The sequence below is a fragment of the Saccharopolyspora shandongensis genome, assembly GCF_900106995.1.
Classification (GTDB): domain Bacteria; phylum Actinomycetota; class Actinomycetes; order Mycobacteriales; family Pseudonocardiaceae; genus Saccharopolyspora; species Saccharopolyspora shandongensis.
Map to the genome: position 1 here is coordinate 221263 of NZ_FNOK01000002.1, position 24556 is coordinate 245818.

The 24556-nt window shown below is 70.3% G+C and carries 22 protein-coding genes; 8 read left to right on the top strand and 14 right to left on the bottom strand.

The genetic code is table 11. The features are described from left to right. Nucleotides 1-140: 140 nt before the first annotated feature. Nucleotides 141-716 (top strand): YqgE/AlgH family protein, encoded by a 576-nt coding sequence (locus BLW84_RS02775; RefSeq protein WP_177226237.1) that lies wholly within the window; start codon nt 141-143, stop codon nt 714-716. A 177-nt stretch (nt 717-893) separates the two neighbouring features. Here the strand turns inward: BLW84_RS02775 and BLW84_RS02780 are convergent, their stop codons facing one another. Together BLW84_RS02780 and BLW84_RS02785 are read right to left on the bottom strand one after the other, a co-directional pair. Further along, nucleotides 894-1859 carry a magnesium and cobalt transport protein CorA gene (locus BLW84_RS02780; protein ID WP_143060844.1) on the bottom strand — a complete coding sequence of 322 codons (966 nt, stop codon included), beginning with the start codon at nt 1857-1859 and terminating at the stop codon, nt 894-896. Nucleotides 1860-1923: 64 nt separating this feature from the next. Continuing rightward, nucleotides 1924-2337, bottom strand: a complete 414-nt coding sequence (locus BLW84_RS02785; protein ID WP_245760887.1) for an SdpI family protein — start codon at nt 2335-2337, stop codon at nt 1924-1926. 66 nt (nt 2338-2403) lie between these two features. Here BLW84_RS02785 and BLW84_RS02790 point away from each other — a divergent pair, with 66 nt between their 5' ends. Continuing rightward, complete coding sequence (locus BLW84_RS02790) at nt 2404-3468, top strand: esterase-like activity of phytase family protein (protein WP_093260875.1); 1065 nt, start codon at nt 2404-2406, stop codon at nt 3466-3468. 193 nt (nt 3469-3661) lie between these two features. Next, nucleotides 3662-6550 (top strand): leucine--tRNA ligase, encoded by a 2889-nt coding sequence (leuS, locus tag BLW84_RS02795; RefSeq protein ID WP_093260877.1) that lies wholly within the window; start codon nt 3662-3664, stop codon nt 6548-6550. 57 nt (nt 6551-6607) lie between these two features. Here leuS and BLW84_RS02800 read toward each other — a convergent pair whose 3' ends face one another. Further along, nucleotides 6608-7144, bottom strand: coding sequence for an ester cyclase (locus BLW84_RS02800; RefSeq protein WP_093260879.1), 537 nt, complete (start codon nt 7142-7144; stop codon nt 6608-6610). Nucleotides 7145-7375: 231 nt separating this feature from the next. Between BLW84_RS02800 and BLW84_RS02805 the strand changes: the two genes are divergently transcribed. Beyond that, on the top strand, nt 7376-9301 hold the full coding sequence (locus BLW84_RS02805) for an acyl-CoA dehydrogenase family protein (RefSeq protein ID WP_093260880.1): 1926 nt from the start codon (nt 7376-7378) through the stop codon (nt 9299-9301). Nucleotides 9302-9450: 149 nt separating this feature from the next. On the opposite strand, the gene BLW84_RS02810 is transcribed toward BLW84_RS02805, so the two are convergent. Beyond that, nucleotides 9451-10278: an isocitrate lyase/PEP mutase family protein gene (locus BLW84_RS02810; protein WP_093260882.1), complete on the bottom strand. Its 828-nt coding sequence runs from the start codon at nt 10276-10278 to the stop codon at nt 9451-9453. 142 nt (nt 10279-10420) lie between these two features. Between BLW84_RS02810 and BLW84_RS02815 the strand changes: the two genes are divergently transcribed. Further along, nucleotides 10421-11386, top strand: a complete 966-nt coding sequence (locus tag BLW84_RS02815; RefSeq protein ID WP_093260884.1) for a hypothetical protein — start codon at nt 10421-10423, stop codon at nt 11384-11386. A 201-nt stretch (nt 11387-11587) separates the two neighbouring features. Here BLW84_RS02815 and BLW84_RS02820 read toward each other — a convergent pair whose 3' ends face one another. Both BLW84_RS02820 and BLW84_RS02825 read right to left on the bottom strand, forming a co-directional pair. Then, nucleotides 11588-12100, bottom strand: coding sequence for a hypothetical protein (locus BLW84_RS02820; RefSeq protein ID WP_143060845.1), 513 nt, complete (start codon nt 12098-12100; stop codon nt 11588-11590). Between the two features lie 288 nt (nt 12101-12388). Next, on the bottom strand, nt 12389-13093 hold the full coding sequence (locus BLW84_RS02825) for a TetR/AcrR family transcriptional regulator (RefSeq protein WP_093260888.1): 705 nt from the start codon (nt 13091-13093) through the stop codon (nt 12389-12391). Nucleotides 13094-13368: 275 nt separating this feature from the next. Here BLW84_RS02825 and BLW84_RS02830 point away from each other — a divergent pair, with 275 nt between their 5' ends. Continuing rightward, complete coding sequence (locus tag BLW84_RS02830) at nt 13369-13701, top strand: glutaredoxin family protein (RefSeq protein WP_093260890.1); 333 nt, start codon at nt 13369-13371, stop codon at nt 13699-13701. Nucleotides 13702-13998: 297 nt separating this feature from the next. On the opposite strand, the gene BLW84_RS02835 is transcribed toward BLW84_RS02830, so the two are convergent. Next, a complete protein-coding gene (locus BLW84_RS02835; RefSeq protein ID WP_093260892.1) occupies nt 13999-14274 on the bottom strand; it encodes a hypothetical protein in 276 nt (91 codons plus the stop codon). Between the two features lie 211 nt (nt 14275-14485). Between BLW84_RS02835 and ptsP the strand changes: the two genes are divergently transcribed. Next, on the top strand, nt 14486-16123 hold the full coding sequence (ptsP, locus tag BLW84_RS02840; RefSeq protein WP_093260894.1) for a phosphoenolpyruvate--protein phosphotransferase: 1638 nt from the start codon (nt 14486-14488) through the stop codon (nt 16121-16123). A gap of 239 nt (nt 16124-16362) precedes the next feature. Here the strand turns inward: ptsP and BLW84_RS02845 are convergent, their stop codons facing one another. From BLW84_RS02845 to macS, 6 genes are all read right to left on the bottom strand, one after another. Further along, entirely contained in the window at nt 16363-17118 is a 756-nt protein-coding gene (locus tag BLW84_RS02845; protein WP_177226238.1) for an AfsR/SARP family transcriptional regulator, read from the bottom strand. Nucleotides 17119-17368: 250 nt separating this feature from the next. Beyond that, on the bottom strand, nt 17369-18700 hold the full coding sequence (locus BLW84_RS02850) for a hypothetical protein (protein ID WP_093260898.1): 1332 nt from the start codon (nt 18698-18700) through the stop codon (nt 17369-17371). Nucleotides 18701-18787: 87 nt separating this feature from the next. Further along, nucleotides 18788-18961, bottom strand: coding sequence for a hypothetical protein (locus tag BLW84_RS47195; RefSeq protein ID WP_177226239.1), 174 nt, complete (start codon nt 18959-18961; stop codon nt 18788-18790). Nucleotides 18962-19042: 81 nt separating this feature from the next. Then, a complete protein-coding gene (locus tag BLW84_RS47200) occupies nt 19043-19204 on the bottom strand; it encodes a hypothetical protein (RefSeq protein WP_168584091.1) in 162 nt (53 codons plus the stop codon). A gap of 503 nt (nt 19205-19707) precedes the next feature. Further along, complete coding sequence (locus BLW84_RS02855; RefSeq protein WP_093260900.1) at nt 19708-20385, bottom strand: response regulator; 678 nt, start codon at nt 20383-20385, stop codon at nt 19708-19710. Continuing rightward, on the bottom strand, nt 20382-21566 hold the full coding sequence (gene macS, locus BLW84_RS02860; RefSeq protein WP_093260902.1) for a MacS family sensor histidine kinase: 1185 nt from the start codon (nt 21564-21566) through the stop codon (nt 20382-20384). The genes BLW84_RS02855 and macS overlap by 4 nt, the downstream gene beginning before the upstream one ends. A 173-nt stretch (nt 21567-21739) precedes the next feature. On the opposite strand from macS, the gene BLW84_RS02865 reads away from it, so the two are divergent. Continuing rightward, the gene (locus BLW84_RS02865; RefSeq protein WP_245760888.1) at nt 21740-22936 is read left to right on the top strand and encodes a GGDEF domain-containing protein; all 1197 of its coding nucleotides are present in this window, start codon (nt 21740-21742) and stop codon (nt 22934-22936) included. A 253-nt stretch (nt 22937-23189) separates the two neighbouring features. Here the strand turns inward: BLW84_RS02865 and BLW84_RS02870 are convergent, their stop codons facing one another. Then, on the bottom strand, nt 23190-24368 hold the full coding sequence (locus tag BLW84_RS02870) for an AI-2E family transporter (RefSeq protein WP_093260904.1): 1179 nt from the start codon (nt 24366-24368) through the stop codon (nt 23190-23192). Nucleotides 24369-24556 lie beyond the last annotated feature (188 nt).

Consider the following 24556-nt stretch of genomic DNA (forward strand, 5'->3'; position numbering starts at 1 on the left):
TATTAGTGAAGAGTACATCTCCCTGTGATCGCTGACTGCTGATCAGTCGTCGGCGCCGGGATCCGGGCTCGCCGGGCGGTGCTGGCGGGCCTGGTTTCGGTCAGGGTGGTTCGTGCACGGGCAACCAGTGAGATCATGCGATGGTGGGATCAGACGCGGACGTGGAACCGGGGACGCTGCTCGTCGCTGCCCCACAGCTGCTGGACCGGAACTTCCGGCGGACGGTGGTCTACGTGATCCACCACCGCGCCGAGGGCACCCTGGGCGTCGTGCTGAACCGGCCGAGTGAGGTGGCGGTGCACGACGTGCTGCCGAAGTGGGCCGACCACGCGAGCGAACCGCAGTCGCTGTTCGTCGGCGGGCCGGTGGAGCAGCGCACGGCGATCTGCCTGGCCACGCTCCACGCGGGCCAGGACGTCGGGGCGATCGCGGGCATGGTCGGCGTCCGCGGGCCGGTCGGCCTGGTCGACCTCGACGGTGATCCCGCCGAACTCGTCCCCCGCGCTCGCGGCCTCCGGTTCTTCGCCGGCTACGCGGGCTGGGAGCCCGGCCAGCTCGCCGGGGAGATCGACCGCGGCGACTGGATCGTCGTCCCGGCCCTGCCGGACGACGTCATCGCCGACCCGGGCACCGAGCTCTGGGGCCGGGTCCTCCGCCGCCAAGGCCCACCCCTGGCCTTCCTCGCCACCCACCCCGGCGACGTCAAGCTGAACTGACTTCGGTGTCCCGGCTCACCTCGGGTGGTGGAGGGTGGGCTGCGCCGCTTCAAAGACGACAACCCGCCTGCCGCACTCAAATGGCGCGGGTGGGGACTTGGGTTGTGGACTGGTGGGCGAGTTATCCCCAGAACTGGGAGTTATCCACAGAGTTGTGGACAACTTCCTGTGGACAAGTCAGAGCCAGCGGTTCCGGCGGAGCATCGCGTAGACGACGCAGCAGAGGACGATGATCACCAGCAGCGCCAGCGGGTAGCCGAAGGCCCAGTGCAGCTCCGGCATGTTCTCGAAGTTCATCCCGTAGATCGCGCCGACGATGGTCGGGATCAGTGCGATCGCCGCCCACGCGGAGATCTTGCGCATGTCCTCGTTCTGCCACAGCCCGGCCCGGGAGAACTGGGCGGCGAGCACCGAGTTGAGCAGCTCGTCGCAGGAGACGATCTGGCGTTCGGCCCGGATCACGTGGTCGGCCACGTTGCGGAAGTGCTGGCCGAGCAGTCCGGGCACGCCGTTGTCCTGGCGGATCATCTGGTGCGCCACCGGCAGCAGCGGCTCGATGGCGTCGCGGAACTCCAGCACCTCGCGCTTCAGCGAGTACAGGTCCTCGGTCGGGTCGTCCCGGTTCGGGGCGAACACCCGCTGCTCCAGCTCGACGAGGTCCTCGCCGAGCTGTGCCGCGATGACCAGGTAGGAGTCCACGACCGAATCCGCGAGCAGGTACACCATCGCCCGCGTGCCCAGGGCGACGAGGTCCGGCCGGTCGGCGGCTCGCCGACGGGCCTCGGCGGCCGGATCTTGACCGCCGTGCCGCACCGTGATCAGCACCCGCTCGGTCAGGAACATCAACAGCTCCGAGGTGCTGACCGCCGAGCGCTCCTCGGCGTAGCCGAGGACCTTGAGGACGATGAACTCGCAGCCCGGGTACCGCTCGAGCTTGGCGCGATGGTGGGGGCGCCCCGCGTCCTCGACGGCCAGCGCGGGCAGCTCCAGCAGCCGCGCCGCCTCGTGCAGCAGGTCGAACCGCTCCGGTGGCACCTCAAGCCAGACGAAGGCGTCCTCCGGAATGTCGCGGAGCGCGTCGAGAGTTTCGCCGCCCGGGATGTCCTCGGGGCGGCCGTTGCGGAAGCGGGTGCACCTCAGCATGCCGGTCACGTTGCCACGGCTTCGCCGTGACGCGGCACAGCCGTGGCCCGTGCTCGCCGGCGATTCAGCTCTGCTTGGGCACGCCGCAGCAGCCGCCCGCGCAGCCACCGCAGCCGCCGACAGCCGCCGGCGCGGGCATCGCCTCGGCGGCGCGGTTGCCGACCACACCGCCGACGGTCATCAGCGCGAAGGCGCCGACCAGCCCGAACACCGCGACCATCACGACGCTGGAAGTGGCGGCCAGCATCGGCATCGAGGCACCGGCGAGCACCGCGATCGCGCCGCCCGCCAGCATCGCGGGCCCGGCGGCCCGGTTGGCGAGCTCGAAAGCGTCCTCGCTGCGCATGGCGGCAGGGGTGCGGACACCGACGTAGCGGTTGCGGACCAGTTGGCCCCGCAGTCCGCGGAAACCGAGGAACAGCAGCGCCGCCCCGCCGAGGACCAGGAGCGCGCAGAGGATCACCTGAACAGCGAACACCCCGACAGCGTAAGCCGCCATCTCATCGCTACCTGCCGGACACCCGGGTCAGGTGTGCTGACCCACATGGCGAAGAAGATTGTCCCGGCCGGTCTGCTGGCCGTCGCACTGCTGGTCGCCGCTGCGGCACCGGCGGCGGCGAAGACCGACGAGGTCGCCCTGGTGGGCGAGCTGACCCTGCCGCACGCGATGGAGTTCGACGGCACCACGGTCGGCGGCCTCTCCGGCATCGACTACAACCCGCGCACCGGCGAATGGGTGCTGATCAGCGACGACCGCTCCGATCGGCAGCCCGCGCGGTTCTACACCGCGCGCTTCGACGGCGGCGAGTTCGAGCTGACCGCCACCTTGCCGCTGCTGCGGCCGGACGGCACGACCTACCCGAAGGGCACCGTGGATCCGGAGGACGTCCGCTGGGATCCGTGGTCCGGCACGATCTGGTGGACCAGCGAGGGCGAGCGGGCCGCGCAGCTGATCGACCCGTCGATCTCCAGCGTCGGCGCGGGCGGCCACTTCTCCAACGAGCTGCCGCTGCCGGCGAACCTGCGGATGGAGCCGACCGCCGGGCCGAAGCAGAACGAGGTGCTGGAGGGCCTGACGTTCGCCGCCGGCGGCAGCCGGGTGGTCACCGCGATGGAGGGGCCGCTGCTGCAGGACGGCGAGTCGCCGACCGTCGAGCACGGCGCGCTGTCCCGGATCACCGTGCAGTCCCGGTCCGGCTGGGTGCAGGGCCAGTACGCCTACCCGCTGGACCCGGTGTTCGCCGAGTCCCCCACCGGCGGTTTCGCCAACAACGGCGTCTCCGCGCTGCTGGCCGACCGCGACGGGTACCTGGTGATGGAGCGCTCGTTCGTGACGGGCGTCGGCAACTCGATCCGGATCTACCGGATCACCACCCGCGGCGCGACGGACGTGCAGCACGTCTCGTCGCTGCAGGACGCGAAGGTGCGCCCGGTCCGCAAGGAGCTGGTGGCCGACCTCGCCGACCTGGGGCTGAGCACGATCGACAACGTCGAGGGCATGACCTGGGGCCCGCGGCTGCCAGACGGCCGCCGCAGCCTGGTCCTGGTCAGCGACGACAACTTCGCCCCGAACCAGACCACGCAGATCATCACGCTGTCCGTGCGGTGAGGTGCGTTACCCTGGGTTCGTGAGCACACGTCTGCTTCTTGCGAGGCCGCGTTGAACGTCCGGTAGCGACGCTTCGACGCGGCAACCCCTCATGCCCACCAGGGCCTGGGGGGTTTTCCATTTTCGGGAGGCGGCACACTAAGAGCGCATGACCCGCGCGTTCGGGCGAGAAGGCAGGGAAGGACGCAACACGATGAGTGGCCAGGCAGAGGGCTCGACGACCGGGGTTGCCGAAGAGGTCCCGCAGTTCCGCTACACGGCGGACACGGCGACCGAGATCGAGCGGCGTTGGCAGCGGCTCTGGGAGGAGCGCGGCACGTTCCACGCGCCGAACCCCGTCGGCTCGCTCAAGGGCGACGTCCCCGAGGACAAGCTGTTCGTCCAGGACATGTTCCCCTACCCCTCCGGCGCCGGGCTGCACGTCGGCCACCCGCTGGGCTTCATCGGCACCGACGTCTACGCCCGCTACCACCGGATGCTGGGCCGCAACGTGCTGCACACGATGGGCTTCGACTCGTTCGGCCTGCCCGCCGAGCAGTACGCGGTGCAGACCGGCACGCACCCGCGGACCACGACCGAGCAGAACATCGAGCGCTACCTGGGGCAGATCCGCCGGCTGGGCCTGGGCCACGACGAGCGCCGCCGCGTCGCGACCACCGACATCGAGTTCTACCGCTGGACGCAGTGGATCTTCCTGCAGGTCTTCAACTCCTGGTACGACACCGAGGCGAACGGCGGCAAGGGCCGCGCCCGGCCGATCGGCGAGCTGGTCGAGCAGTTCGCCACCGGTGAGCGCGCCACCCCGGACGGCCGCCCGTGGGGCGAGCTGACCGACGGTGAGCAGCGCCAGGTCGTCGACTCGTACCGGCTGGCCTACCTGTCCGAGGCGCCGGTGAACTGGGCGCCCGGCCTGGGCACCGTGGTCGCGAACGAGGAGGTCACCGCCGACGGGCTGACCGAGCGCGGCAACTTCCCGGTGTTCCGCCGCAACCTCAAGCAGTGGATGATGCGGATCACCGCCTACGCCGACCGCCTGGTCGACGACCTGGACCGGCTGGACTGGTCGGACAAGGTCAAGACCATGCAGCGGAACTGGATCGGCCGCTCGCAGGGCGCCAACGTGCGGTTCCCGCTGGACGGCTCGGCCGACCACATCGAGGTGTTCACCACCCGCCCGGACACCCTGTTCGGCGTGACCTACATGGTGCTGGCGCCGGAGCACCCGCTGGTCGACGAGCTGACCGCGACCGCGTGGCCCGCGGAGGTCGACGACCGCTGGACCGGCGGCGCGGCGACCCCGGCGGAGGCGGTCGCGCAGTACCGGCGCGCGGCGTCGATGAAGTCCGACCTGGACCGCCAGGAGAACAAGGAGAAGACTGGCGTCTTCACCGGTGCCTGGGCGACGAACCCGGTCAACGGCACCCAGATCCCGGTGTTCATCGCCGACTACGTGCTGATGGGCTACGGCACCGGCGCGATCATGGCGGTGCCCGGCCAGGACCAGCGCGACTGGGACTTCGCGTCCGTTTTCGGCCTGCCGATCGTCCGCACAGTGCAGCCGTCGGACGGCTTCGACGGCGACGCGTTCACCGGCGACGGCCCGGCGATCAACTCGTCCTCGGAGACCACCGGGCTGAGCCTGGACGGCCTGGACATCGCCGATGCGAAGAAGACGGTCATCGCCTGGCTGGAGGACCACGGCCACGGCCGGGGCACCGTCCAGTACAAGCTGCGCGACTGGCTGTTCGCGCGGCAGCGCTACTGGGGCGAGCCGTTCCCGATCGTCTACGGCGAGGACGGCATCCCGCGCGGGCTGCCGGAGGACCAGCTGCCGGTCGAGCTGCCCGAGGTGGAGGACTACTCACCGCGCACCTTCGAACCGGAGGACGCCGACAGCGAGCCGGCGCCGCCGCTGGCCAAGGCCACCGACTGGGCCGAGGTGGAGCTGGACCTGGGCGACGGCCTGAAGCACTACAAGCGGGACACCAACGTGATGCCGCAGTGGGCCGGTTCCTGCTGGTACCAGCTGCGCTACATCGACCCGGACAACTCGGAGCGGTTCGTCGACCCGGCCAACGAGCAGTACTGGATGGGCAAGCGCCCGGAGCTGCACGGCCCCAACGACCCGGGCGGCGTGGACCTGTACATCGGCGGCATGGAGCACGCGGTGCTGCACCTGCTGTACTCCCGCTTCTGGCACAAGGTGCTGCACGACCTGGGCTACCTGCAGTCCGAGGAGCCGTACCGGCGGTTGTACAACCAGGGCTACATCCAGGCCTACGCGTACACCGACTCGCGCGGTGTGTACGTCCAGGCCGAGGAGGTGGAGGAGCGTGACGGCAAGTTCTTCCACAACGGCCAGGAGGTCAACCGCGAGTTCGGGAAGATGGGCAAGAGCCTGAAGAACTCCGTCTCCCCGGACGAGATGGCCGACTCCTACGGCGCGGACACGCTGCGGCTGTACGAGATGGCGATGGGTCCGCTGGATGCGTCGCGGCCGTGGGCGACCAAGGACGTCATCGGCTCACACCGGTTCCTGCAGCGGCTGTGGCGCAACGTCGTCGACGAGAACAGCGGTGAGCTGCGGCTGACCGACGAGCAGCCGGACGCCGAGATGCTGCGCGCGCTGCACAAGACCATCGCCGGGGTCCGGGAGGACTACTCGGCGCTGCGGTTCAACACCGCGGTGGCGAAGCTGATCGAGTTCAACAACCGGATCACCAAGGCGTACTCGTCGGCGGCGGGCACGCCGCGGTCGGTGGTGGAGCCGCTGGTGCTGATGGTCGCGCCGCTGACGCCGCACCTGGCCGAGGAGCTGTGGACCCGGTTGGGGCACGGCGACGGCCTGGCGCACGGCCCGTTCCCGGTGGCCGACGAGCAGTACCTGGTCGAGGACACCCTGGAGTACCCGATCCAGGTCAACGGCAAGGTGCGGTCCCGCGTCGTGGTGCCGGCGTCGGCCGACCAGGACGCCGTCAAGGCGGCGGCGCTGGCGGACGAGAAGATCGTCGCGGCGCTGGACGGCAAGGACCCGCGGAAGGTCATCGTCGTTCCGGGCCGCCTGGTCAACGTCGTCGCCTGATCCCGCCCGGCCGGAGGGCGCCCGCCCGCACCTGGGAGGGCGCCCGCCGGCCGGAGCTCACCTGCTCTTCGCGGGTTGCAGGACGTTCAGGGGTCCGTCGTTGAGCAGGGCCTTGACCTGCTCCGCACCGGTGACCGGCAAGCCGTCGCGGTCGAGGAGCCCGACCTGGACCAGCAGCGATGCCTGGTCCCAGTAGACGTGCTCGTAGGCCACCTTGCCGTTCGCGCACCCGATCACCGCCACCGCGGCGATCTCCACCCGGCGGCCGGTCGGGGCGATGCCGGGCAGCAGCGCGTCGATGACCCGGTCGTGGGTGAAGGTGATGATCATTTCGTCGACCACGCGCTCGTCGTCGGCGGTCCGCGACAACCGGGTGATGTTGATGTCGTCGGGCCACTGGCCGATGAAGTGGTCGCGGTAGAACCGGGAAACGGCGGCCCGGCCGACGCCACCTGCCGTGGTGGGCACGTGGTTGACCACGGGTTTCTTGGTCATCGTCGCCATCGTCGCGGCGACGTCCTTCATGACGAACTCGTCGGCCAAGTGCTCGTCGAAGATCGCGCCGAGATCGGTGTTGCCGGGGTACGAGCTCATGCAACTGCACCTCCTGAACCTCGTGAGAACAGCGGGTGTCGTACTGCAACGGGGTGATTGCGGTGGCCGCCGGTGCCGGCGCCCATGTGATCTTCTGCCGCGTCCGGCCGATCCGCACTCCCCCAACGAGACGCTCACCGGGTTCGGTGGCGCGGCGAGCTAGCTCACATGGCGGTGTTACTGACCAGTAACTACGCTCGGAGTAGCCGGTACTGAGGAGTGGAGGCCGTGATGTGTTGCTCCGGATTCGACGCACGCGAGCTCGCGACGCTGCTGGACGGCCGCTGGGCCGACGTCCGCAAGCAGGTCCGCGACACCCTCGACGGCGTCCCGCTGCAGCCGGCCGACGGCCTCGACACCGAGAGCCACCGCGCGCAGACCCTCGAACAGCTGCGCCTGCTGGCCAAGTCCGGCATCACCGACCTCGGCTTCCCGGTCGCCTACGGCGGCCGCGGCGACACCGGCGGTTCCGTGGTGTCGCTGGAGATGCTGCCCGGCAACCTGTCCCTGATGGTCAAGGCCGGTGTCCAATGGGGACTGTTCGGCGGCGCGGTCGTCGCGCTGGGCACCGAGCGCCACCACGAGCGCTACCTGCGCGACATCATGAGCCTGGACCTGCCGGGCTGCTTCGCGATGACCGAGACCGGCCACGGCTCCGACGTGCAGAACCTGCGCACCATCGCCACGTACGACCCGGCGGCGCAGGAATTCGTCGTGCACACCCCGCACGAGGCGGCGCGCAAGGAGTACATCGGCAACGCCGCGCGGGACGGGCGGCTGGCGGTGGTCTTCGCGCAGCTGATCACCGGCGGCGAGAGCCACGGCGTGCACGCGCTGCTGGTGCCGATCCGGGACGAGGCCGGGCAGCCCGCGCCCGGCGTGCGGATCGAGGACTGCGGCCGCAAGGCCGGGCTCAACGGCGTCGACAACGGCCGGCTGTACTTCGACCACGTGCGGGTGCAGCGCGAGGCGCTGCTCAACCGCTACGGCGACGTCGAAGCGGACGGCACCTACCGCAGCCCGATCAGCAGCAAGGGCAAGCGGTTCTTCACCATGCTCGGCACCCTGATCCGCGGCCGGATCTCGGTCGCCGGCACCGCGGGCGGCGCGACCAAGCTGGCGCTGGAGATCGCCTTGCGCTACGGCGACGCCCGCCGCCAGTTCGAGCGGCCCGGCACCGGCGAGGAGGCCGTGGTGCTGGACTACCTGGCGCACCAGCGGAAGCTCCTGCCCGCGCTGGCGAAGACGTTCGCCCTGCACTTCGCGCAGGAAGAGCTGGTGGCCACCCTGCACGACGCGCCCACCGGCGAGCGCGCGCAGCGCGAACTGGAATCCCGCGCCGCGGGGCTGAAGGCGGTCACGACCTGGCACGCGACGCAGACCATCCAGACCTGCCGCGAGGCCTGCGGCGGCGCGGGCTACCTGGCGGAGAACCAGCTGGCGCAGCTCAAGGCCGACACCGACGTGTTCACCACGTTCGAGGGCGACAACACGGTGCTGCTGCAGCTGGTCGCCAAGGGCCTGCTGACGAACTACAAGGACCAGTTCGACGACCTGGGCACGCTCGGCATGGCCAGGTTCGTCGCCGACCAGTTCGTGGGCGCGGTGATCGAGCGGACCGCGACGCGTTCCCTGGTGCAGCGGATCATCGACGGCTCCGGCAAGGACGACATCCTCGACCGCGGCTGGCAGCTGAAGATGTTCGACGACCGCGAGCGGCACGTGCTCGACGGCCTGGGCCGCCGCCTGCGGAAGGCCAACCGCGACAACGCGTTCGAGGTCTTCAACAACGCGCAGGACCACGTGCTGCGCGCCGCTCAGGTGCACGTGGACCGCATCGTGCTGGAGACGTTCGTCGCGGCGATCGAGCGCTGCCGCGACCGGCGCACCGCCGCGCTGCTGAACAAGCTCTGCGACCTGTACGTGCTGTCCAACATCGAGGCGGACCGCGCCTGGTTCCTGGAGCACGAGCGGATCTCGCCGCGCCGGTCGAAGGCGATCACGGAGGCGGTCAACGTGCTGTGCGGCCAGATCCGCCCGCACGCGGTGGACCTGGTGGCGGCCTTCGGCATCCCGCGCCAGTGGCTGACGGCCCCGATCGCCACGGGCGCGGAAGCCGACCGCCAAGACGCCCAGCGCGCCCACGACGCGCGATGACCACCCGGATCTGACCGGCTCCGCCAGGCACTCGGAGGGCTCCCAATTTTGCCTAAAATTGGGAGCCCTTCACCCACTGCGGGACCGGGATCCTCACACATCGACCGGCAAATGTCCGATGTGGACGCTGAGGTTCGCGGCGATGCCGGTCAGCTGCGGAACAGGGCGTTGAAGTCGCCGAAGTCCACGGCGTCCGCGATCGATTGGTAGGTGCCGTGCTCCAGCGCCTCCCGAATCCCCTTGCGCGCCAAGGCGTACGCCGCCTGCGCCACCGCAGCACCGAGGCTGATGCGGGCCGCGCCCGCCTCCGCCAGTTCCGCGACGGCAGGTGCGCCCGGCCCGGCCAGGACGTTCAGCGGCCGGTCGACGTTCTTCGCCAGCTCGGCGACCACCGCCAGATCGGTGACGCCGGGGACGAAGATCCCGGACGCCCCGGCCTCCGCGTAGGCGGCCGCGCGGGCGATGGCGTCGCGCAACCGCTCGGCCGGGTCGTCGTGGACCGGGCGCAGGAACGGGTCGGTGCGCGCGTTGATGAACAGCGGGATCTGAGCCTCGTCGGCTGCGGCTCGGGCAGCGGTGATGCGCGCGGCCTGCTCCTCGACCGGGCGCAGGGACGGGCCGACGCTGTCCTCGATGTTGACGCCGATCGCGCCCGCCGCCAGCATCAGGCGGATGGTTTCCCCGACGCCGTCGGGGTTTTCGGCGAAACCGCCTTCTACGTCCGCGGTGACCGGCAGGTCCACCGCGGCGGCGACGCGCGCGATCAGGTCGACGGCGAGCCCCCGGTCGAGCGCGTTGCCGTCCGCCGCACCGAGGCTCCACGCGACGCCGGCGCTGGTGGTCGCCACCGCTGCGGACCCGGCCTCCTCGACCAGCCGCGCGCTGGCCACGTCCCAGGCGTTCGCCAGGACCAGCGGGGTCCGGTCGGTGTGCAGTGAGTGGAAGAGTTCTGCCTTGTCCTGCTGGGTGATCGTCATGCTCCCAGTCCACCACGCTCGGACGACCGGTGTTCTCCGCCGTGACCGGCGGATGAACAAGAAGTGGATCTCAGGTGGAACCGTGGCGGCTCCCGTGCGTCACAGGGAGGTACTACGGACGCCGAAATGTTTGAGAGGCACGATGTCCAACCTCCTCCGCAAAGTCGCGATCACCGCGGTCAGCGGCGCGTTCCTGCTCAGCACCGCTGCGACGACCTCGGCCGCGGCCGAGGAAGGCGATGCCGACCAGGGCATCAAGTGCGAGACGAAAGCCAGCGGTAATGGCCCGTTCTACAGCGGCCCGTCGGCGTCGGAGGTCTACGACAAGGCCTTCGGCAAGGGCCCGGCGGTCCCGGGCCTGGACAAGTACACGCCGCAGGGCATTTCGCCCTGGTACAACTGGGACGGCCCCAACAGCGACCTGCTGCTGGTGACCGAGTACGGCGCGAAGGGCCAGGACGCGCGCATCGTCGGCATCGATCCGAAGACCGGCAAGCACGTCGGCACCGTCGCCATCGCCGAGTCGCACGTCGGCGGCATCACGGTCAGCAAGGGCTGGGCCTTCGTGCAGGGCCGCGACTCCGGCAAGTGGGACACGATCCGCAAGTACAAGCTGTCCGACCTCAGGGACGCCATGAAGAAGGGCGGCGTCCCGTACGTCAAGCAGGACGGCCAGGGACGGCGGGTGTACGCGGCGTCGTTCATCTCCAGCTACGGGGACACCCTGTACGCGGGCAAGTTCAACGACGGCGGCCGCGGCAAGATGTTCTCGTACAAGATCAACGAGAACGGCTCGCTGACCACGGAGCACGGCTACGAGGTGCCCACCAAGACGCAGGGCCTGATGGTCACGAAGGACAAGTTCATCTTCAGCACGTCCTACGGCCGCGACAAGCGCAGCAACGTCTTCGTGGTGGACAAGGACGCGACGGACATCGACAAGCCGTCCACGAAGTGCTTCCGCGCCCCGAGCATGGCCGAGGGCATCACGGAGTACAAGGGCGATGCCTACCTGCTCTTCGAGTCGGGTTCCTACAAGTACCGCGACGCCCGCAACGTGATCGAGAACCTGCACAAGGGCAACATCTCGGCGATCACCAACTTCTGATCCCGACCGGTCTCACAGACGGAGCAGCGGCCCGAGCACCCCACGGGCCGCTGCTTCTTCTTGCGCGGCGTCACCGGCCGCTGGCGCGGGACTGCCACCCCGGCATGGCGCGCCGGGGTGGCAGGTTCGACGAGACCGGGCGCCGTGCGGTGCACCAGGGGGCCGTGCACCGCCTTCCGGTCTCGCCGAAAGAGGTGGGGATCAGAAGTCGGTCCGGCCTTCGTTGACCGTGCCGTCCGGGTACATGAGCAGGAAGTGGGTGAACTGCCGCGTGCCCTCGACGGTCTTCGCGTCGTCCAAGATGATCCGTACATTTTGGATGGTCTCCGGCGGAGCGCCGCCGCCGGTGATGAAGGCGTCGCCGCTGCCCTCCGCGCCGTTTTCGCCCCACTTGGTCCAGGTGACGTTCGTGAACTGCACGTCCGAGGCGCCGCCGCTGGCGGAGTCCGGCAGGATCAGCTCCGTCGGCGAGGTCACGAACTTCTTCGTCTGGCCGTCCCGCGTGTAGCTGCCGATCGGGATGTCCTGCTCGGAACCGGCCGTCGAGCCGTTGCCGGTTTCCCCGCCCTGGCTCGAGTTCTTCCCAGTGGTCTTGCCGGTGGTCATGCCGGTCTCGGGCTCGGCGTTGCCGCCGGAACTCTGCGTCGCCTGGCTGTCCGAGGCTATCGATCCCTGGGCGGTCGTGGCGACGTTCGGAGATTGAGGGGGCTGCATGGCCTGTCCTGCTCCGGCGGCGCAACCGCCGGCGAACAGGGCGGCGCCAACCGCCAGTGCCGCGATGAGAACTCGCCCCGACTTGTGGAACATTGTGCAACCCTTCCCGCGCTTTTTTGAACGTCCTTGTGACGCCTGGCGCGAGGGCGAGGTTGATCGAGGATCGCGAAAAGATCGGCAGGGCCCGAAACTTACTCCGTTCGGAGTATGCAGATGAGCTGCCAGGGCGAAGAAATCCCCGATTTCGGGCGGAAACGGGCGAATTCGACGAGCCGGGCGCGAGTGGTGTCAGGCCAGGCCGGATTCGTGGGCCAGCTCGTGGAGCATCGAGTCGAAGAGGCGGTCGGCGTGCTTGAGGTCGAACGGGAAGCGGCCGAAGACCTCCAGGGCCACGTGCCCGTACAGGCGGACCCACCAGCGCAGCAGCACGTACACAGCGTCCGGGCTCAGTGCTTCCGGCGGAACCGCGATGCCCTCGGTGGACAACGCCGCCGCCAAGGCGTCCCGCTGCGCCGACATGTCCGGCAAGTCGAACGGCACCGGCGCGGAGTCGATCTTCACCGCGCCTTCGGCCAGGAACGGGCCGACGATGCCCAGGAAGACGCCGGCGAACTGGTCCTGCCTGCGGCTGCCCTCTTCGCCCCGCGGCGTGGCGAAGACCAGCGCGAACTCCTCGGGATGCGCCATCGCCCAGCCCCGGAAACCCCGGCAGACCGCGAAGATCTTGTCCAGGAATCCCCCGGCCGCCGGTGCCAGCACGGCGTGCAGCTCGGTCGCCAGGTCGGCGCAGATGTCGTCGCAGAGCTGGCGCAGCAGGTCTTCGCGGGATTCGCAGTACCGGTACAGGGCCGGCGCCGTGATGCCCAGCTCGCGGGCGATCGCGCGCAGCGTGACCGCGTCGCTCCCGTGCTCGACGAGCAGCGCCCGCGCGTGCTGGCGGATTTCGAGCTCGGTGGCCGCGCGAACCCTCCCGCGCCGGGACACCTCGGTCATGTGCGACTCCTGTGTCGGTGTGGCCGACCCGCCTTACCCGGTCGGCCGCTCGTGATTGTGGCCCATCCGGCCCCTCGTCCGGGGCACGCGGCCGAATCCGACACCTCGGTCGTGATCGGGAGGCCGTCACGGGGTGACCATCGTCTCGCTCCGGCCCCGGATGCGGCGGTGTCGCGAATGATTCGGGTGCCCGCGATGTTGCAGCTCGTGGGCAACGCCGCGGGACCGGCCCCGGAGCCGCGCGGCGACCAGCACGCATGACTGGAGGAGACAAGATGAGCGCCGTCGTCGAGGAAGTCGTCGTCTACACCCGGCCCGGCTGCCCGTTCTGCACCGCGCTGCGCGCCGGGCTGCGGCGCCAGGGCCTGGCCTTCACCGAGGTGGACATCTGGGAGGACCCGAACGCGGCGGCGGTGGTCCGCTCCATCGCCGACGGGAACGAGACGGTGCCGACCGTGGTCGTGGGCGAGTGGCAGGCGGTCAACCCCTCGGCGAGCGAGGTGGTCTCCGCGGTCGCCGATCAGGCGCCGCACCTGCTGCCGGAGCAGCAGCCCGGCAAGGTGGACGGTGCGCTGAAGGCCCTCGGCCTGCGCAAGGCCCGGGACTGAGTGCGCACGACGGGCTTTTCACTGGGGGCCGACCGCACGGGGGGCGTTGCGGCCGGCCCTCAGCAGGTTGTGATCGTCGGTGGCGCGATACCGGCGAGCAACAACCCGTTCAGTTTGACGCCCGACTGCTCCGAAAAGATCCATGTAAGACTGGAATTTAGCTCGAACGGTGGATCCCCGAACGGGATCGAACTGTGGTCGGCAGGCACGAAGTGAACGGCCCGTTCTCCTCTGCTTCCGAGGTGAACGGGCCGTTCGCGGGCCTGGCGGCGGTGTCTTGGTGGCATGGACGCGGAATCACTCCGGAGACGGGGCAGCCCCGGTCGGAACGACCGGGGACTGCACGGGACGGGCATGGCTGGTGTCGACGGGCTCGCCCGGGATGGGAACCGGCCTGCCGGGCAGTTCGCTCGTGGGCGGCGGGAGGCTGTCGGAGGCCACTCCCGACGTGTCGCTCCTGCCCGTGCCGGATTCGGAGAGCTGGCTGGCGAAGAGGTTCACGATCGCGGCCAGGGGCTCGGCGAACCAGTCGAGGCGCGGTTTCGTTTCGGTGATCTGAGTGCTCAATGCCATGCCCACAGCCTCCTGTTCCGGGGGTTGCGGTCGGATCCGTACGGCTACTCAGTTGTTACTCATCGGTAATGGATTCAATGCGACATTCGGGGGACGTAAGAACCACTGTCGCCACGGGGCGTGTTCACGCTGGCCGCGACGTTCGGGCCGAACGGTGTACTCGTGCCTACGATCGCCCCAAAGCCCGAATGAGAAGGGTATGGTCTAGACCATGTCGCGTTTGACTGGTGTCGGAGTCAGCTCCGGCCGCGCCTCGGGGCCGGTCGCCCGGGTCGCCGATCCTCTGCCCGAACCGTCCGCCACTCCCGCGCCCACCGACCCGGCCGCCGACGCGGCCCGCATCCGGCCCGCCGCCGAAGCCGTCGCCGAGCGGCTGTTCGAGCGCGCCACCCGGGTCGAGGGCGACGCCAAGGCCGTGCTGGAGACGACCGCCGCGATGGCGCTCGACCCGGCCCTGATCTCGCAAGCCGAACAGCTCGTCACCGGCCGCTCGATGCCCGCGCCGCGCGCGGTGTTCGAGGCGGCCAACGGCTTCGCCGAGGCGCTGAGCGCGGCCGGCGGCTACATGGCCGAACGCGCCCGCGACGTGCAGGACGTCCGGGACCGGATCATCGCCGGGCTGCACGGCGTGACGCCGCCCGGCGTGCCCGAGCTCCAGCAGCCCAGCGTGCTGCTGGCCCGCGACCTCGCCCCCGCCGACACCGCCGACCTCGACCCGAGCCTGGTGCTCGCGCTCGTCACCGAGGAGGGCGGCCCGACCAGCCACACCGCGATCCTGGCGCGAGCGCTGGGAATCCCGGCGGTGGTGGCGGTCCGTGGCGTGCTCGGAGTGCCCGGCGTGGCCGGCGCGATCGTGGACGGCGACAGCGGTGAGGTCGAGACCTCCGAGGAGGCCCTGCCCGCGCAGGCCGCGGAGCGCGCCGTGGCCAAGGAGTGGAACGGCGTCGGCGAGACCGCGGACGGCAAGCCGATCAAGGTCATCGCCAACGTCGGATCGGGCGCCGACGCGCGCGCCGCCGTCGCGGCCGGTGCGCAGGGAGTCGGCCTGTTCCGCACCGAGTTCTGCTATCTCGGCGCGAGCGAGGAACCGGCCGTCGAGACGCAGCGGTCCGCGTACCACGAGGTCATCGCGCCGTTCGCGGGCAAGCCGGTCATCGTCCGCACGCTCGACGCCGGCGCGGACAAGCCGCTGGCGTTCCTCGACATGGGCGTGGAGCCGAACCCGGCGCTCGGCGTGCGCGGGCTGCGGGTCGCCTTCGACCGGCCCGACGTGCTGGAACGGCAGCTGGCGGCGATCGCCGCGGCCGCGGCCGATTCCGGCGCCGAGGTGTCCGTGATGGCCCCGATGGTCGCGACCGTCGACGAGGCCGCCTGGTTCGCCGCCCGGGTGCGAGCCGCGGGCCTGGCGCGAGCCGGCGTGATGATCGAGATCCCGGCGGCGGCGTTGAGCGCGGCGGAGATCCTCGGCGCGGTCGACTTCGTCAGCATCGGCACCAACGACCTCGCGCAGTACGTCTTCGCCGCCGACCGGCAGGCGGGCGCGCTCGCGGAGCTCAACGACCCCTGGCAGCCGGCGCTGCTGCGGCTGATCGCGATGATCGGCCGGGCCGGGCGGCAGCTCGACAAGCCCGTCGGCGTGTGCGGCGAGGCCGCCTCCGACCCGCTGCTGGCCGGCGTGTTCGCGGGCCTCGGCGTGACCAGCCTGTCGATGGCCGCGGCGGCGGTCCCGGCGGTCGGCGCGGCGCTCGCCGAGCACTCGCTCGCGACGTTCGAGCAGGCGGCGGAAGCAGCCCTCGCGGCCGCGACCCCGGCCCGCGCGCGAGAAGCGGTCCGGACGGTTCTCGCCTGATCGGCCCCGCACCTGGTGCGGAGTGAACGGCCTGTTCGCCTCGATAGACGAGGTGAACGGGCCGTTCACCGCATCCACCCGATGTCGGGTGGGCGCTGCTGGCGTGGAGTGAACGGACCGTTTGTTCCGATAGACGAGGTGAACGGGCCGTTCACCGCATCCACCCAGCGCTCGGTGGAGCATCGACCGCGGTGCCGGGCCTGGCACGAGCATTCGGGGGCAGGCCCGTGATCGCGGCGTCAGGCCCGGGATCGGGCCAGGACCGGGCGGACCAGGTCGCGCAGGTTCGGCGACGGCTCGATGCCGAGCTCGCGGTCCAAGAGGCGCTCGTAGCGCTGGTAGTGGCGCACCGCCTGCGCCGGATTCGCCTGCTGCAGCAGCACCTTGACCACCGCGCAGTGTGCCGTCTCGCGGAACGGTTCCACCTGGGTCGCCGCCTGCGCGATCTCCAGCGCCGCCCCCAGGTGGCGCGACTGCACCAGCCGCTCCGCGGCCACCTCCAGCGCGTGCACCTGCAGCTGCTGCAGGCTCTCGCGCTCGGTCAGCACCCAGTCGTCGTACCAGCCCGGCAGCAGCGGCGCGTGCCTCGCCAGGTCGCGGCCGATCTCCGCGCAGTCCGCGGGCGACTCCGTCGAATCCTGGCGCACCAGGTAGCGCCCCGCCGCGACCAGCCCGTCGACGTCCAGCGTCACCAGCGGCGCGAGCTGCAGCTCGTGCGAGGTGCTGATCACCGCGCCGTGCGCCCGCTGGCGCACCCGCCACAGGGTCGTCCGGAGATTGGCCAGTGCGCTCTGCTCGTCGCTTTCCGGCCACAGGATGCCGGCGAGGTAGTCACGCTGTGTGCGCCCGCGCAGCGCGAGGAAGGCGAGCACGCGCTGCCCGTTGCTGGACATCGCCACGCCCTCGCCGCCAGCCTGCAGATCCCAGCCGCCGAGCAGCGACAGCCGGAACGGTTGGTCGGGCTGCGCAGGAGTGCGCGCCCGCACGCGTGTCATCGGACGCACTGTTCCACCGGTCATTGTTCCCCCCTCGACAGGCCTGAAACGGGCGCTTCGCGGGGCAGCGACTGCCCCTCCCCCGGAAGTTCCCGAGCACCGGCGTGGACGCCGGAACCAGGGCCCACATCCGTGCCTATCGGGGCCACTCCACTCGGCTGTTACCGCACAACGGACCGTGACAAATGGCCCTCCTCGCACACGTGTGGGGCTCCCACACCCCCCGGTGGGAGCCCCATGAAGGAACACTTCAGGCGCGCACGCTGCGGTGGCGCCCGCTGGTGCTCCGTTGCTTGCGGCGGCGCGAGATGAGCCGGGCGAGCCGCCGGTAGCTGCGCACCGCGAAGGCGCCTGCGCCGAGCCACGGCAGCAGCAGGATGAACATCGAGACGATCGCCAGGAGCGGGGCCCAGAACTGCCCCTGCCCGACACCGGTCGTCAGCATCGTCCAGTAGTCGTGGCCCCGGCTGAACGCCCTGGACAGGTAGACCGGGAGCCGCCAGAGCAGCATCCCCAGCGCGAAGATCAGCGTGGGCACCACGACCAGGACCCAGGCGGTGACCAGGATCCGCACCCGCGGTCGCAGCCCGGAGTGCGTGCCGGGCACGTTGCCGCTCCGCCCCACGAGGCGCAGCAGGAACGGGCGGATCTGGGAGAACAGGTTCGGCACCCCGACCAGGTCGCCGAGGATGTAGTAGCCGTCCATGCGCAGCAGCGGCAGCAGCTGCTGCAGGATCTGGATGTGGCTCAGCGCGATGAAGACCAGCAGCGGCGCGAAGCCGGTCAGGCCGTAGATCCCGGCCATCGCCAGGATGAACACCGCGTTGAAGTAGATGCCGCCCAGGTCGGTGCGCAGCCGGCCCCGCCGGTCCAGGCGGTAGGCATCGGTGACGTTCGTGTAGAAGCACGGGATGATCAGCATGACGCCGACGCCGATCGCGCCCGGCTTGGCGCCGCCGTAGTGGCACCCGGCGGCGTGCCCCAGCTCGTGGAACAGCGTGCTGCTCACCATCAGGCCGAGCAGCAGGAGCACCTGCGACGGTTCCCCGACGGACGACTGGAACGCCAGGTCGACGTAGCCGGAGCCGATCAGCCACGCGTCGAACGCGACCAGCCCCAACAGCACGAGCACCACGACGACGGGCGTGTACAGCGGCGCCAGGACGGCGGCCGCCGCCCGCACCACCCGGGGCGGCGCGAGCACGCCGTGCATCGCCAGCGACAGCAGCGGATCCGCCTTCGGCGGCTCGGCCAGCGGCTCGGACAGGGTGGCGATGCCGAGCGGGTGCAGCTTCTCGTTGATGAGGAACTCCGCGTTGGCGGCGGACAGTTCCCGTCCGGTCGCCCGCGACGCCTGCGACGCCACTTCGGCCAGGTTCCGGGTGCCGTCGATCGCCGTCGCGATCTGGTACAGCAGCGGCGAGACCAGCACCATCTGGCCGTCACCGCGGGAGATCAGGTAACGCGGTTCGTCGAAGCCGCCACCCTCGTACTCCCCGCACAGCGACACTCCGTCGGCCAGCCGCGCGACCGCCTGCTCGTCGGTCTCCGGCACGCGGTCGGTCTGGGTGACTTCGGACATGGCTTCCTCCTGCGAACCCGTTCACGTGGTGGGCAGCGTGCGAGCCTGGCCGGGAGCGAACGCTTCGCTCCCGGCCAGACTGGGCCGTCAGACCTGGTTGATGACCTGGGCGGCCGTGGCCTGCGACCCGAAGAGAGCCACGGCGGTGTTGACCGCCACGATGGTGTTGACGTCAGGGAACAGGTTGCAGCCGCAGCCCCCCAGGGCTTCGCGCTGCGGGAGCAGTTCCGCGGACTGGTCGTGCAGATCGAGAGTTTCCATGTGCCATCTCCTCGTTTTGGTGGCCGGCCGCCCACCACGCGCAGCAGCGGTGGGCGGCCGGAGGTGTTAACGGCAGACCGGTCAGCGCGAGACCTGCGTGATGACCTGGGCGGCCGTCGCCTGGGACCCGAAGAGGGCCACCGCGGTGTTGTCGGCCACGATGGTGTTGACGTCGCCGCCCCACCAGCCGCCGAGGGCCTCGCGCTCGGGCAGCATCTCAGCGAACTCGTACGAAAACTCCATGGTCAGGCTCCTGTTCGCATTGACGGAATTTCGACTGCGGCTTCGTGCCGCTGGTGACGAGTACGCCAGAGACCCGTCACCGGCCCGTCACCACGCCGTCACGCGGAGTCGCGGGGCGGCGCGCGGAACCCGGGATCACGGCCCGTAATGACGGGGGTGTCCAGCGAAAAGGGGACCCGGTGAAGATCTTTCATCGTTGAATCGGGTGAACCGGGAAAATCCTGCACGGATCGCGGGTCACCCAACGAAAAAAAGACCCGTGCGCCGACCGGGCACACGGGTCTTGACCTGCGAATTCACTTGTTCTTGAAGCGCCGGAGGCGCTTAGCCCACCTACGCAGCTTGCACCGCCGCGGGTTCTCAGGGGTCTTCTCGCGAGGACAGCCCCGACGTGGTGAATTGGCATTCATGATGTCGGGGATCCCACAGCGAGAAGGCGACAGCAACTCCCGCAGGGGGGCCGCCACCCGTACCGCTAGGGAAAAGGAGTTCGCCCTCGTACCTCAGGCCCCCTCGGGCTCGGCCTCCTCCTGGTCCAGGCCGTGCTCGATGGCGTAGCGGGCGAGCTCCACCCGGTTGTGGAGCTGCAGCTTGCGCAGCGTCGACTGGACGTGGTTCTCCACCGTGCGATGCGAGATGACCAGCTTCTTGGCGATCTGCCGGGCCGTCATCCCCTTCGCTACCAGCCGCAGCACCTCGGTCTCCCGGTCGGTCAGCTGCGGCGCCTGCGACTCCGAGTCCGGGGTGATCGCCATCCGCCGGTACTCCCCGAGCACCAGCCCGGCCAGGCCGGGCGTGAACACCGCGTCGCCGGCGGCGGTGCGCTGGACCGCGTCCACCAGCTCCTCGACCGACGCCGACTTCACCAGGTAGCCGGACGCGCCGGCCTTCACCGCCTCCAGCACGTCGTTGTGCTCGCCGCTGGCGGACAGCACTAGCACCCGGGTACCGGAGATCTCCTGGGTGATGTGCAGGGTGGCGCTGACCCCGGAGGTGTCGCCCAGGTTGAGGTCCATCAGCACGACGTCGGGCTTGACGGTCCGCGCGATGCGCAGCGCGGACGCGCCGTCGCTCGCGGTGGCCCGAACCTCGAAGCCGCGCTCCGTCAGGTCGCGGGCGACCCCGTCGCGCCACATCGGGTGGTCGTCGACGACCATCACGGTGACGGGCGGCTCGCTCATCGTCTTCCTCCTCTGCGGCGCTTGGCCGGGATCGCTTCCGGTCGGGGAACCCGGACCTCCCACTCGGTTCCCTCGCCGGGCGTGGTGTCGAGCGTGATCGTGCCACCCATCGACTCCACCCGGCCCCGAATCGACTTGGCCACGCCCAACCGTCCCTCGGCGGCGGCTTCTTCGAGGCGGCCCTCGGGGATGCCCGGGCCGTCGTCGCGAACGGTGAGCACGACCTCGTCCGGCAGCTCCTCCAGCAGCACCCATGCCCGGGCGTCCGCGCCGGCGTGCTTCTCGACGTTCGCCAGCGCTTCCCGCACCGCCGCGAACAGGTCGCTGCTCAGCGGCTCCGGCAAGCGCACCGAATTGCCCGGTACCGACACGTTGATCCGGCCGGTGCGCAGCACCTGCAGCCGCGCGGCGAGGTCGACCTCACCGTCCTCCGCGGTCTCCTGCGGAGTGGTGGCGACCAGCGCGCGCAGTGCGATCTCTTGCTCTCCCGCGAGTTTCGCCAGCTCGGAAGCTTCGCCGCCGAGCTCCGCGCCGCGTCGCCGCACCCGTGCGAGCACCTGCAGCACGCTGTCGTGGATGTTGCGCGCCAGCCGTTCCCGCTCCGCGGTCGCGGCCTCCGCGCGCAGCGCGCGGGCCAGCCGATCGGTGGACCGGCGCGCGGTGTCCGAGGCCAGGCCGATCACCAGGCCGGTGCCGACCAGCAGCAGGGTGTCCAGCGACATGGTCTGGTCGCTGAAGCCGCGGATCAGGTAGTTGCTGGCCGCCGCGATGATCCCGGTCGTCAGCCCGCCGAACACGCCCCACTGCGAGGCGGCGGCGGTGACCATCGTCGGATGCCACACCGTCACCACCGTCGGGAAGTTGTGGAGCATCTGGTGCTCGGTGAGGATGAATTCGTTGCTGAGGAACAGCGCGGACACCACGACGCAGTCGATCAGCACCATCCGGTTGGTGCGCCCCGCGCGGGACCAGTACCGCCAGACGGTGAACGCCGTCCACCCGCCCATCAGGGAGATGACCACCGCCGCCAGCCACGGCCGCTCGTAATCGCCGAGCTGGTAGAAGAACCAGAAGCAGGCGTAGAGGAACGTGACCACGCGGAACACGTTGTGCCCGCGCCAAAGCGGCGAGCGGCCGTCGGCCACCTGCGGTTGGCGCGACGGCTGTTGCGGATTGCCCACATTCGCTCCTTCCCCAGCGGACCATCCTGCCGTACATCCAGGTTGGCGGAGACCGCCGGATCGAGCACTCTGCGTGTTTGTGATCACGACGAGCATCGCCCCGAATGGCCCGAGTGGCGAGCTTCGGCGGGGTCGTTCGCTGTGCGAGGCTCGCGGGGGAGGTGATCGGCTTGGTGGGGGGATGGTTGCTGTGGCGACTGCGGCCCGCGGCGATCGCCTACGTGCTCACCGTCCAGGCGATCGCGTTGGTACTGGTCGTGCTGGTCTTCGTGACGAGCCGGTCGCCGCTGCCGCGCGAGCTGCTGACCTTCGCGATGCTGGCCGCCACCGCCGGGACGGTCATCGTGATCACCTCGGTGTCGATCAACGTGCAGCGGCAGGTGCGGCGGAACCCGTGGACGCTGCACATCGCCTACCTCGCCGCCGGAATCCTCACGCTGCCGCCGAACCTGCTGGTGCTCCTGCTGCTCGGGCCGACGCTGCACGGCGTGCTGGACGGCCGCCCGGAGCTGCACCGCTGGCTGTTCACCACGGCGGCCACCACGATCGCCACGCTGTCCGCGCGGTTCCTCATCGGCTGGTCGGAGCCCGGCTGGTCGCCGGCGCAGTTCGTGCTGACCGGCGCGGTGCTGCTGCTGGTGCGGGCCTTCGTGGTCGCCGGCGGCATCCGGCTGCGCAACCCGTCGGCGGCGCGGGCGGAGGTGGTGGGCGAGCCGATCGACGTGCTGCTCGGCATCGTCGCGGCGAGCCTGGGCGGGCTGCTGGCGGTGGCGGTGCACAGCGAGCCGGGCAGCGCCCTGCTGGCCGGGCCGCCGCTGGTCCTGCTGGATCTGGCGAGCCAGCTGCCGCAGTGGCGGCGGTCCGCGCAGCGGGACGGCAAGACGGGCCTGGCCAACGCCGCGCACTGGGAGCGGTTGGCGCGCAACGAACTCCACCGGGCGCAGACCCGCGGCCAGCCGGTGTCGCTGCTGCTGCTCGACCTCGACCACTTCAAGCGGGTCAACGACGAGATCGGGCACCTGGCGGGTGACACGGTGCTGGCGGCCGTCGCGATGATGCTGCGCAGCAGCGTGCGGCGGGAAGACGTGGTCGGCCGCTTCGGCGGCGAGGAGTTCGTGGTGCTGCTGCCGGGCACGGACACCGGCATCGCGTGCGCGGTGGCGGACCGGATCCGGGCGTCGACGGCCGCGTTGTCGGTGCCCGCCCGCGACATCCACGGGCGGCACCGGGAGCTCGACGACCTGACGGTCAGCATCGGCGTTGCCACCACGTCCCGCTTCGGCTACGAGCTCACCGACCTGCTGGTGGCCGCCGACGCGGCCCTCCTCGCGGCGAAGTCCGGCGGCCGCAACGCGGTCACCCTCGCCTGAACCCCTGTTTCCAGGCTCATCTTGCGTTGCGGTGCGGGTAGCGGAACCTCAGACGCCGCCTGGCTGTGGGATCCCCGACATCATGAATGCCAATTCACCACGTCGGGGACTGGCCTCGCCGAGAGCCCCTTCGGGCGGGCACAGCCTGAGAACCCGCGGCGGTGCCGGTTTCGCAGGTGGGCTAAGCGGCTGCGCCGCTTCAAAGACAATGAAAACCCACGCCACAACGTTCAAAACAGCCTCTTGAACCCCGTCAGACCTCGGAGTTCTGCGGCGCCGGGTCCGGCTTCTCGTCCGGGGTTTCGTCCGGTGGTGGTGGTTCCGCTTCGGCCTTCTCGGCGGGTTCGGCCGGTTGCTCCGGTTCCTCCTCCACCAGCGAGCGGATCGCCGAGTTCAGCACCGCGACCATCGGCACCGCGAGCAGCGCGCCGATGATGCCCGAGACCACCACGCCGATGCTGATCGCCAGCACCACGCCCAGCGCGTGGATCTGCACGGCGCGGCCCAGGATCAGGGGCTGCAGCACGTTGCCCTCGATCTGCTGCACCGCGAGCACGATGCCGACCACGATCAGCGCGACGACCCAGCCCTTGGTCACCAGCGCCACCAGCACCGCGACCGCACCAGAGGCCACCGCGCCGACGATCGGCACGAAACCGCCGAGGAACACCAGCGCAGCCAGCGGGATCGCCAGCGGCACGCCCAGGATCATCAGGCCCGTCCCGATGCCGAGCGCGTCCACCACCGCGACCAGCGCGGTCGCCCGCACGAAGCCGACCAGCGACGCGAAGCCCTTGCAGCCGGCGACGTCGACCCGGTGCCGCACGTGCTTCGGCGCCAGCTTCGTCACGAACAGCCACACCCCGCGGCCGTCGTGCAGGAAGTAGATCAGCGTGAACAGCGCCAGCACCAACCCGGTGAGGAAGTTGCCGAAGGTGCCCGCGGTGGATAGCGCGCCGCTGGTCAGCGCCGCCTGGTTGGCGGCCAGCCACTCCTGAGCCTGATCCAGATAGCGGCCTATCTGCTCCTCGTTGATCTGCAGCGGGCCCTGCGCCAGCGAGTCCTTCAGCTGGTTGAGGCTGGCGACGACCTGGCGCTGCAGGTCGGGGAAGCCCTCGATGAACGCGTTGATGACGAAGGTGAGGACGCCGCCGACGACCGCGAGCCCGCCGATCAGCACCATCGCGGTGGCCAGCGCCCGCGGCACGCCGCGCCGGGCCAGCCAGGACACGATCGGGGCCAGCAGCGCCGACAGCAGCAGCGCGATGGCCACCGGGATCACGACGACGTAGATCTGGCCGATGACCAGACCCACCACGTACAGGGCACCGAGTATCACCACCAACCGCCAGCTCAACGCCGCCGAGACGCGGAGCACGCGGGGAATCGACGCCGCCGCGTCGTCCCGGGTGGTGATCTTGAAGTCGTCCACCCTGCCACCGTAGCGCCGACCAGCGGCCCCAGGGGCGGAATGACCACGGCGCGCAATCGGCCCGGAACACCAGTAACACGATGTGGCGAAGCTGTCGCTCTGCGCTTACGGAAGTGGCAGTTGTGGTGAAAGAGTGCGCGGCGGCGAGGAGGCAGAGTCCAACGGGGAGTCGCCCGAAGCCGAGGAGG

Excerpts from the sequence above, each read along its gene's own strand:
- BLW84_RS02775 (WP_177226237.1), top strand. The coding sequence starts at position 141 with ATGGTGGGATCAGACGCGGACGTGGAACCGGGGACGCTGCTCGTCGCT.
- BLW84_RS02780 (WP_143060844.1), bottom strand. The coding sequence starts at position 1,859 with ATGCTGAGGTGCACCCGCTTCCGCAACGGCCGCCCCGAGGACATCCCG.
- BLW84_RS02790 (WP_093260875.1), top strand. The coding sequence starts at position 2,404 with ATGGCGAAGAAGATTGTCCCGGCCGGTCTGCTGGCCGTCGCACTGCTG.
- leuS (WP_093260877.1), top strand. The coding sequence starts at position 3,662 with ATGAGTGGCCAGGCAGAGGGCTCGACGACCGGGGTTGCCGAAGAGGTC.
- BLW84_RS02800 (WP_093260879.1), bottom strand. The coding sequence starts at position 7,144 with ATGAGCTCGTACCCCGGCAACACCGATCTCGGCGCGATCTTCGACGAG.
- BLW84_RS02805 (WP_093260880.1), top strand. The coding sequence starts at position 7,376 with ATGTGTTGCTCCGGATTCGACGCACGCGAGCTCGCGACGCTGCTGGAC.
- BLW84_RS02810 (WP_093260882.1), bottom strand. The coding sequence starts at position 10,278 with ATGACGATCACCCAGCAGGACAAGGCAGAACTCTTCCACTCACTGCAC.
- BLW84_RS02815 (WP_093260884.1), top strand. The coding sequence starts at position 10,421 with ATGTCCAACCTCCTCCGCAAAGTCGCGATCACCGCGGTCAGCGGCGCG.
- BLW84_RS02820 (WP_143060845.1), bottom strand. The coding sequence starts at position 12,100 with ATGCAGCCCCCTCAATCTCCGAACGTCGCCACGACCGCCCAGGGATCG.
- BLW84_RS02825 (WP_093260888.1), bottom strand. The coding sequence starts at position 13,093 with ATGACCGAGGTGTCCCGGCGCGGGAGGGTTCGCGCGGCCACCGAGCTC.
- BLW84_RS02830 (WP_093260890.1), top strand. The coding sequence starts at position 13,369 with ATGAGCGCCGTCGTCGAGGAAGTCGTCGTCTACACCCGGCCCGGCTGC.
- BLW84_RS02835 (WP_093260892.1), bottom strand. The coding sequence starts at position 14,274 with ATGGCATTGAGCACTCAGATCACCGAAACGAAACCGCGCCTCGACTGG.
- ptsP (WP_093260894.1), top strand. The coding sequence starts at position 14,486 with ATGTCGCGTTTGACTGGTGTCGGAGTCAGCTCCGGCCGCGCCTCGGGG.
- BLW84_RS02845 (WP_177226238.1), bottom strand. The coding sequence starts at position 17,118 with ATGACACGCGTGCGGGCGCGCACTCCTGCGCAGCCCGACCAACCGTTC.
- BLW84_RS02850 (WP_093260898.1), bottom strand. The coding sequence starts at position 18,700 with ATGTCCGAAGTCACCCAGACCGACCGCGTGCCGGAGACCGACGAGCAG.
- BLW84_RS47195 (WP_177226239.1), bottom strand. The coding sequence starts at position 18,961 with ATGGAAACTCTCGATCTGCACGACCAGTCCGCGGAACTGCTCCCGCAG.
- BLW84_RS47200 (WP_168584091.1), bottom strand. The coding sequence starts at position 19,204 with ATGGAGTTTTCGTACGAGTTCGCTGAGATGCTGCCCGAGCGCGAGGCC.
- BLW84_RS02855 (WP_093260900.1), bottom strand. The coding sequence starts at position 20,385 with ATGAGCGAGCCGCCCGTCACCGTGATGGTCGTCGACGACCACCCGATG.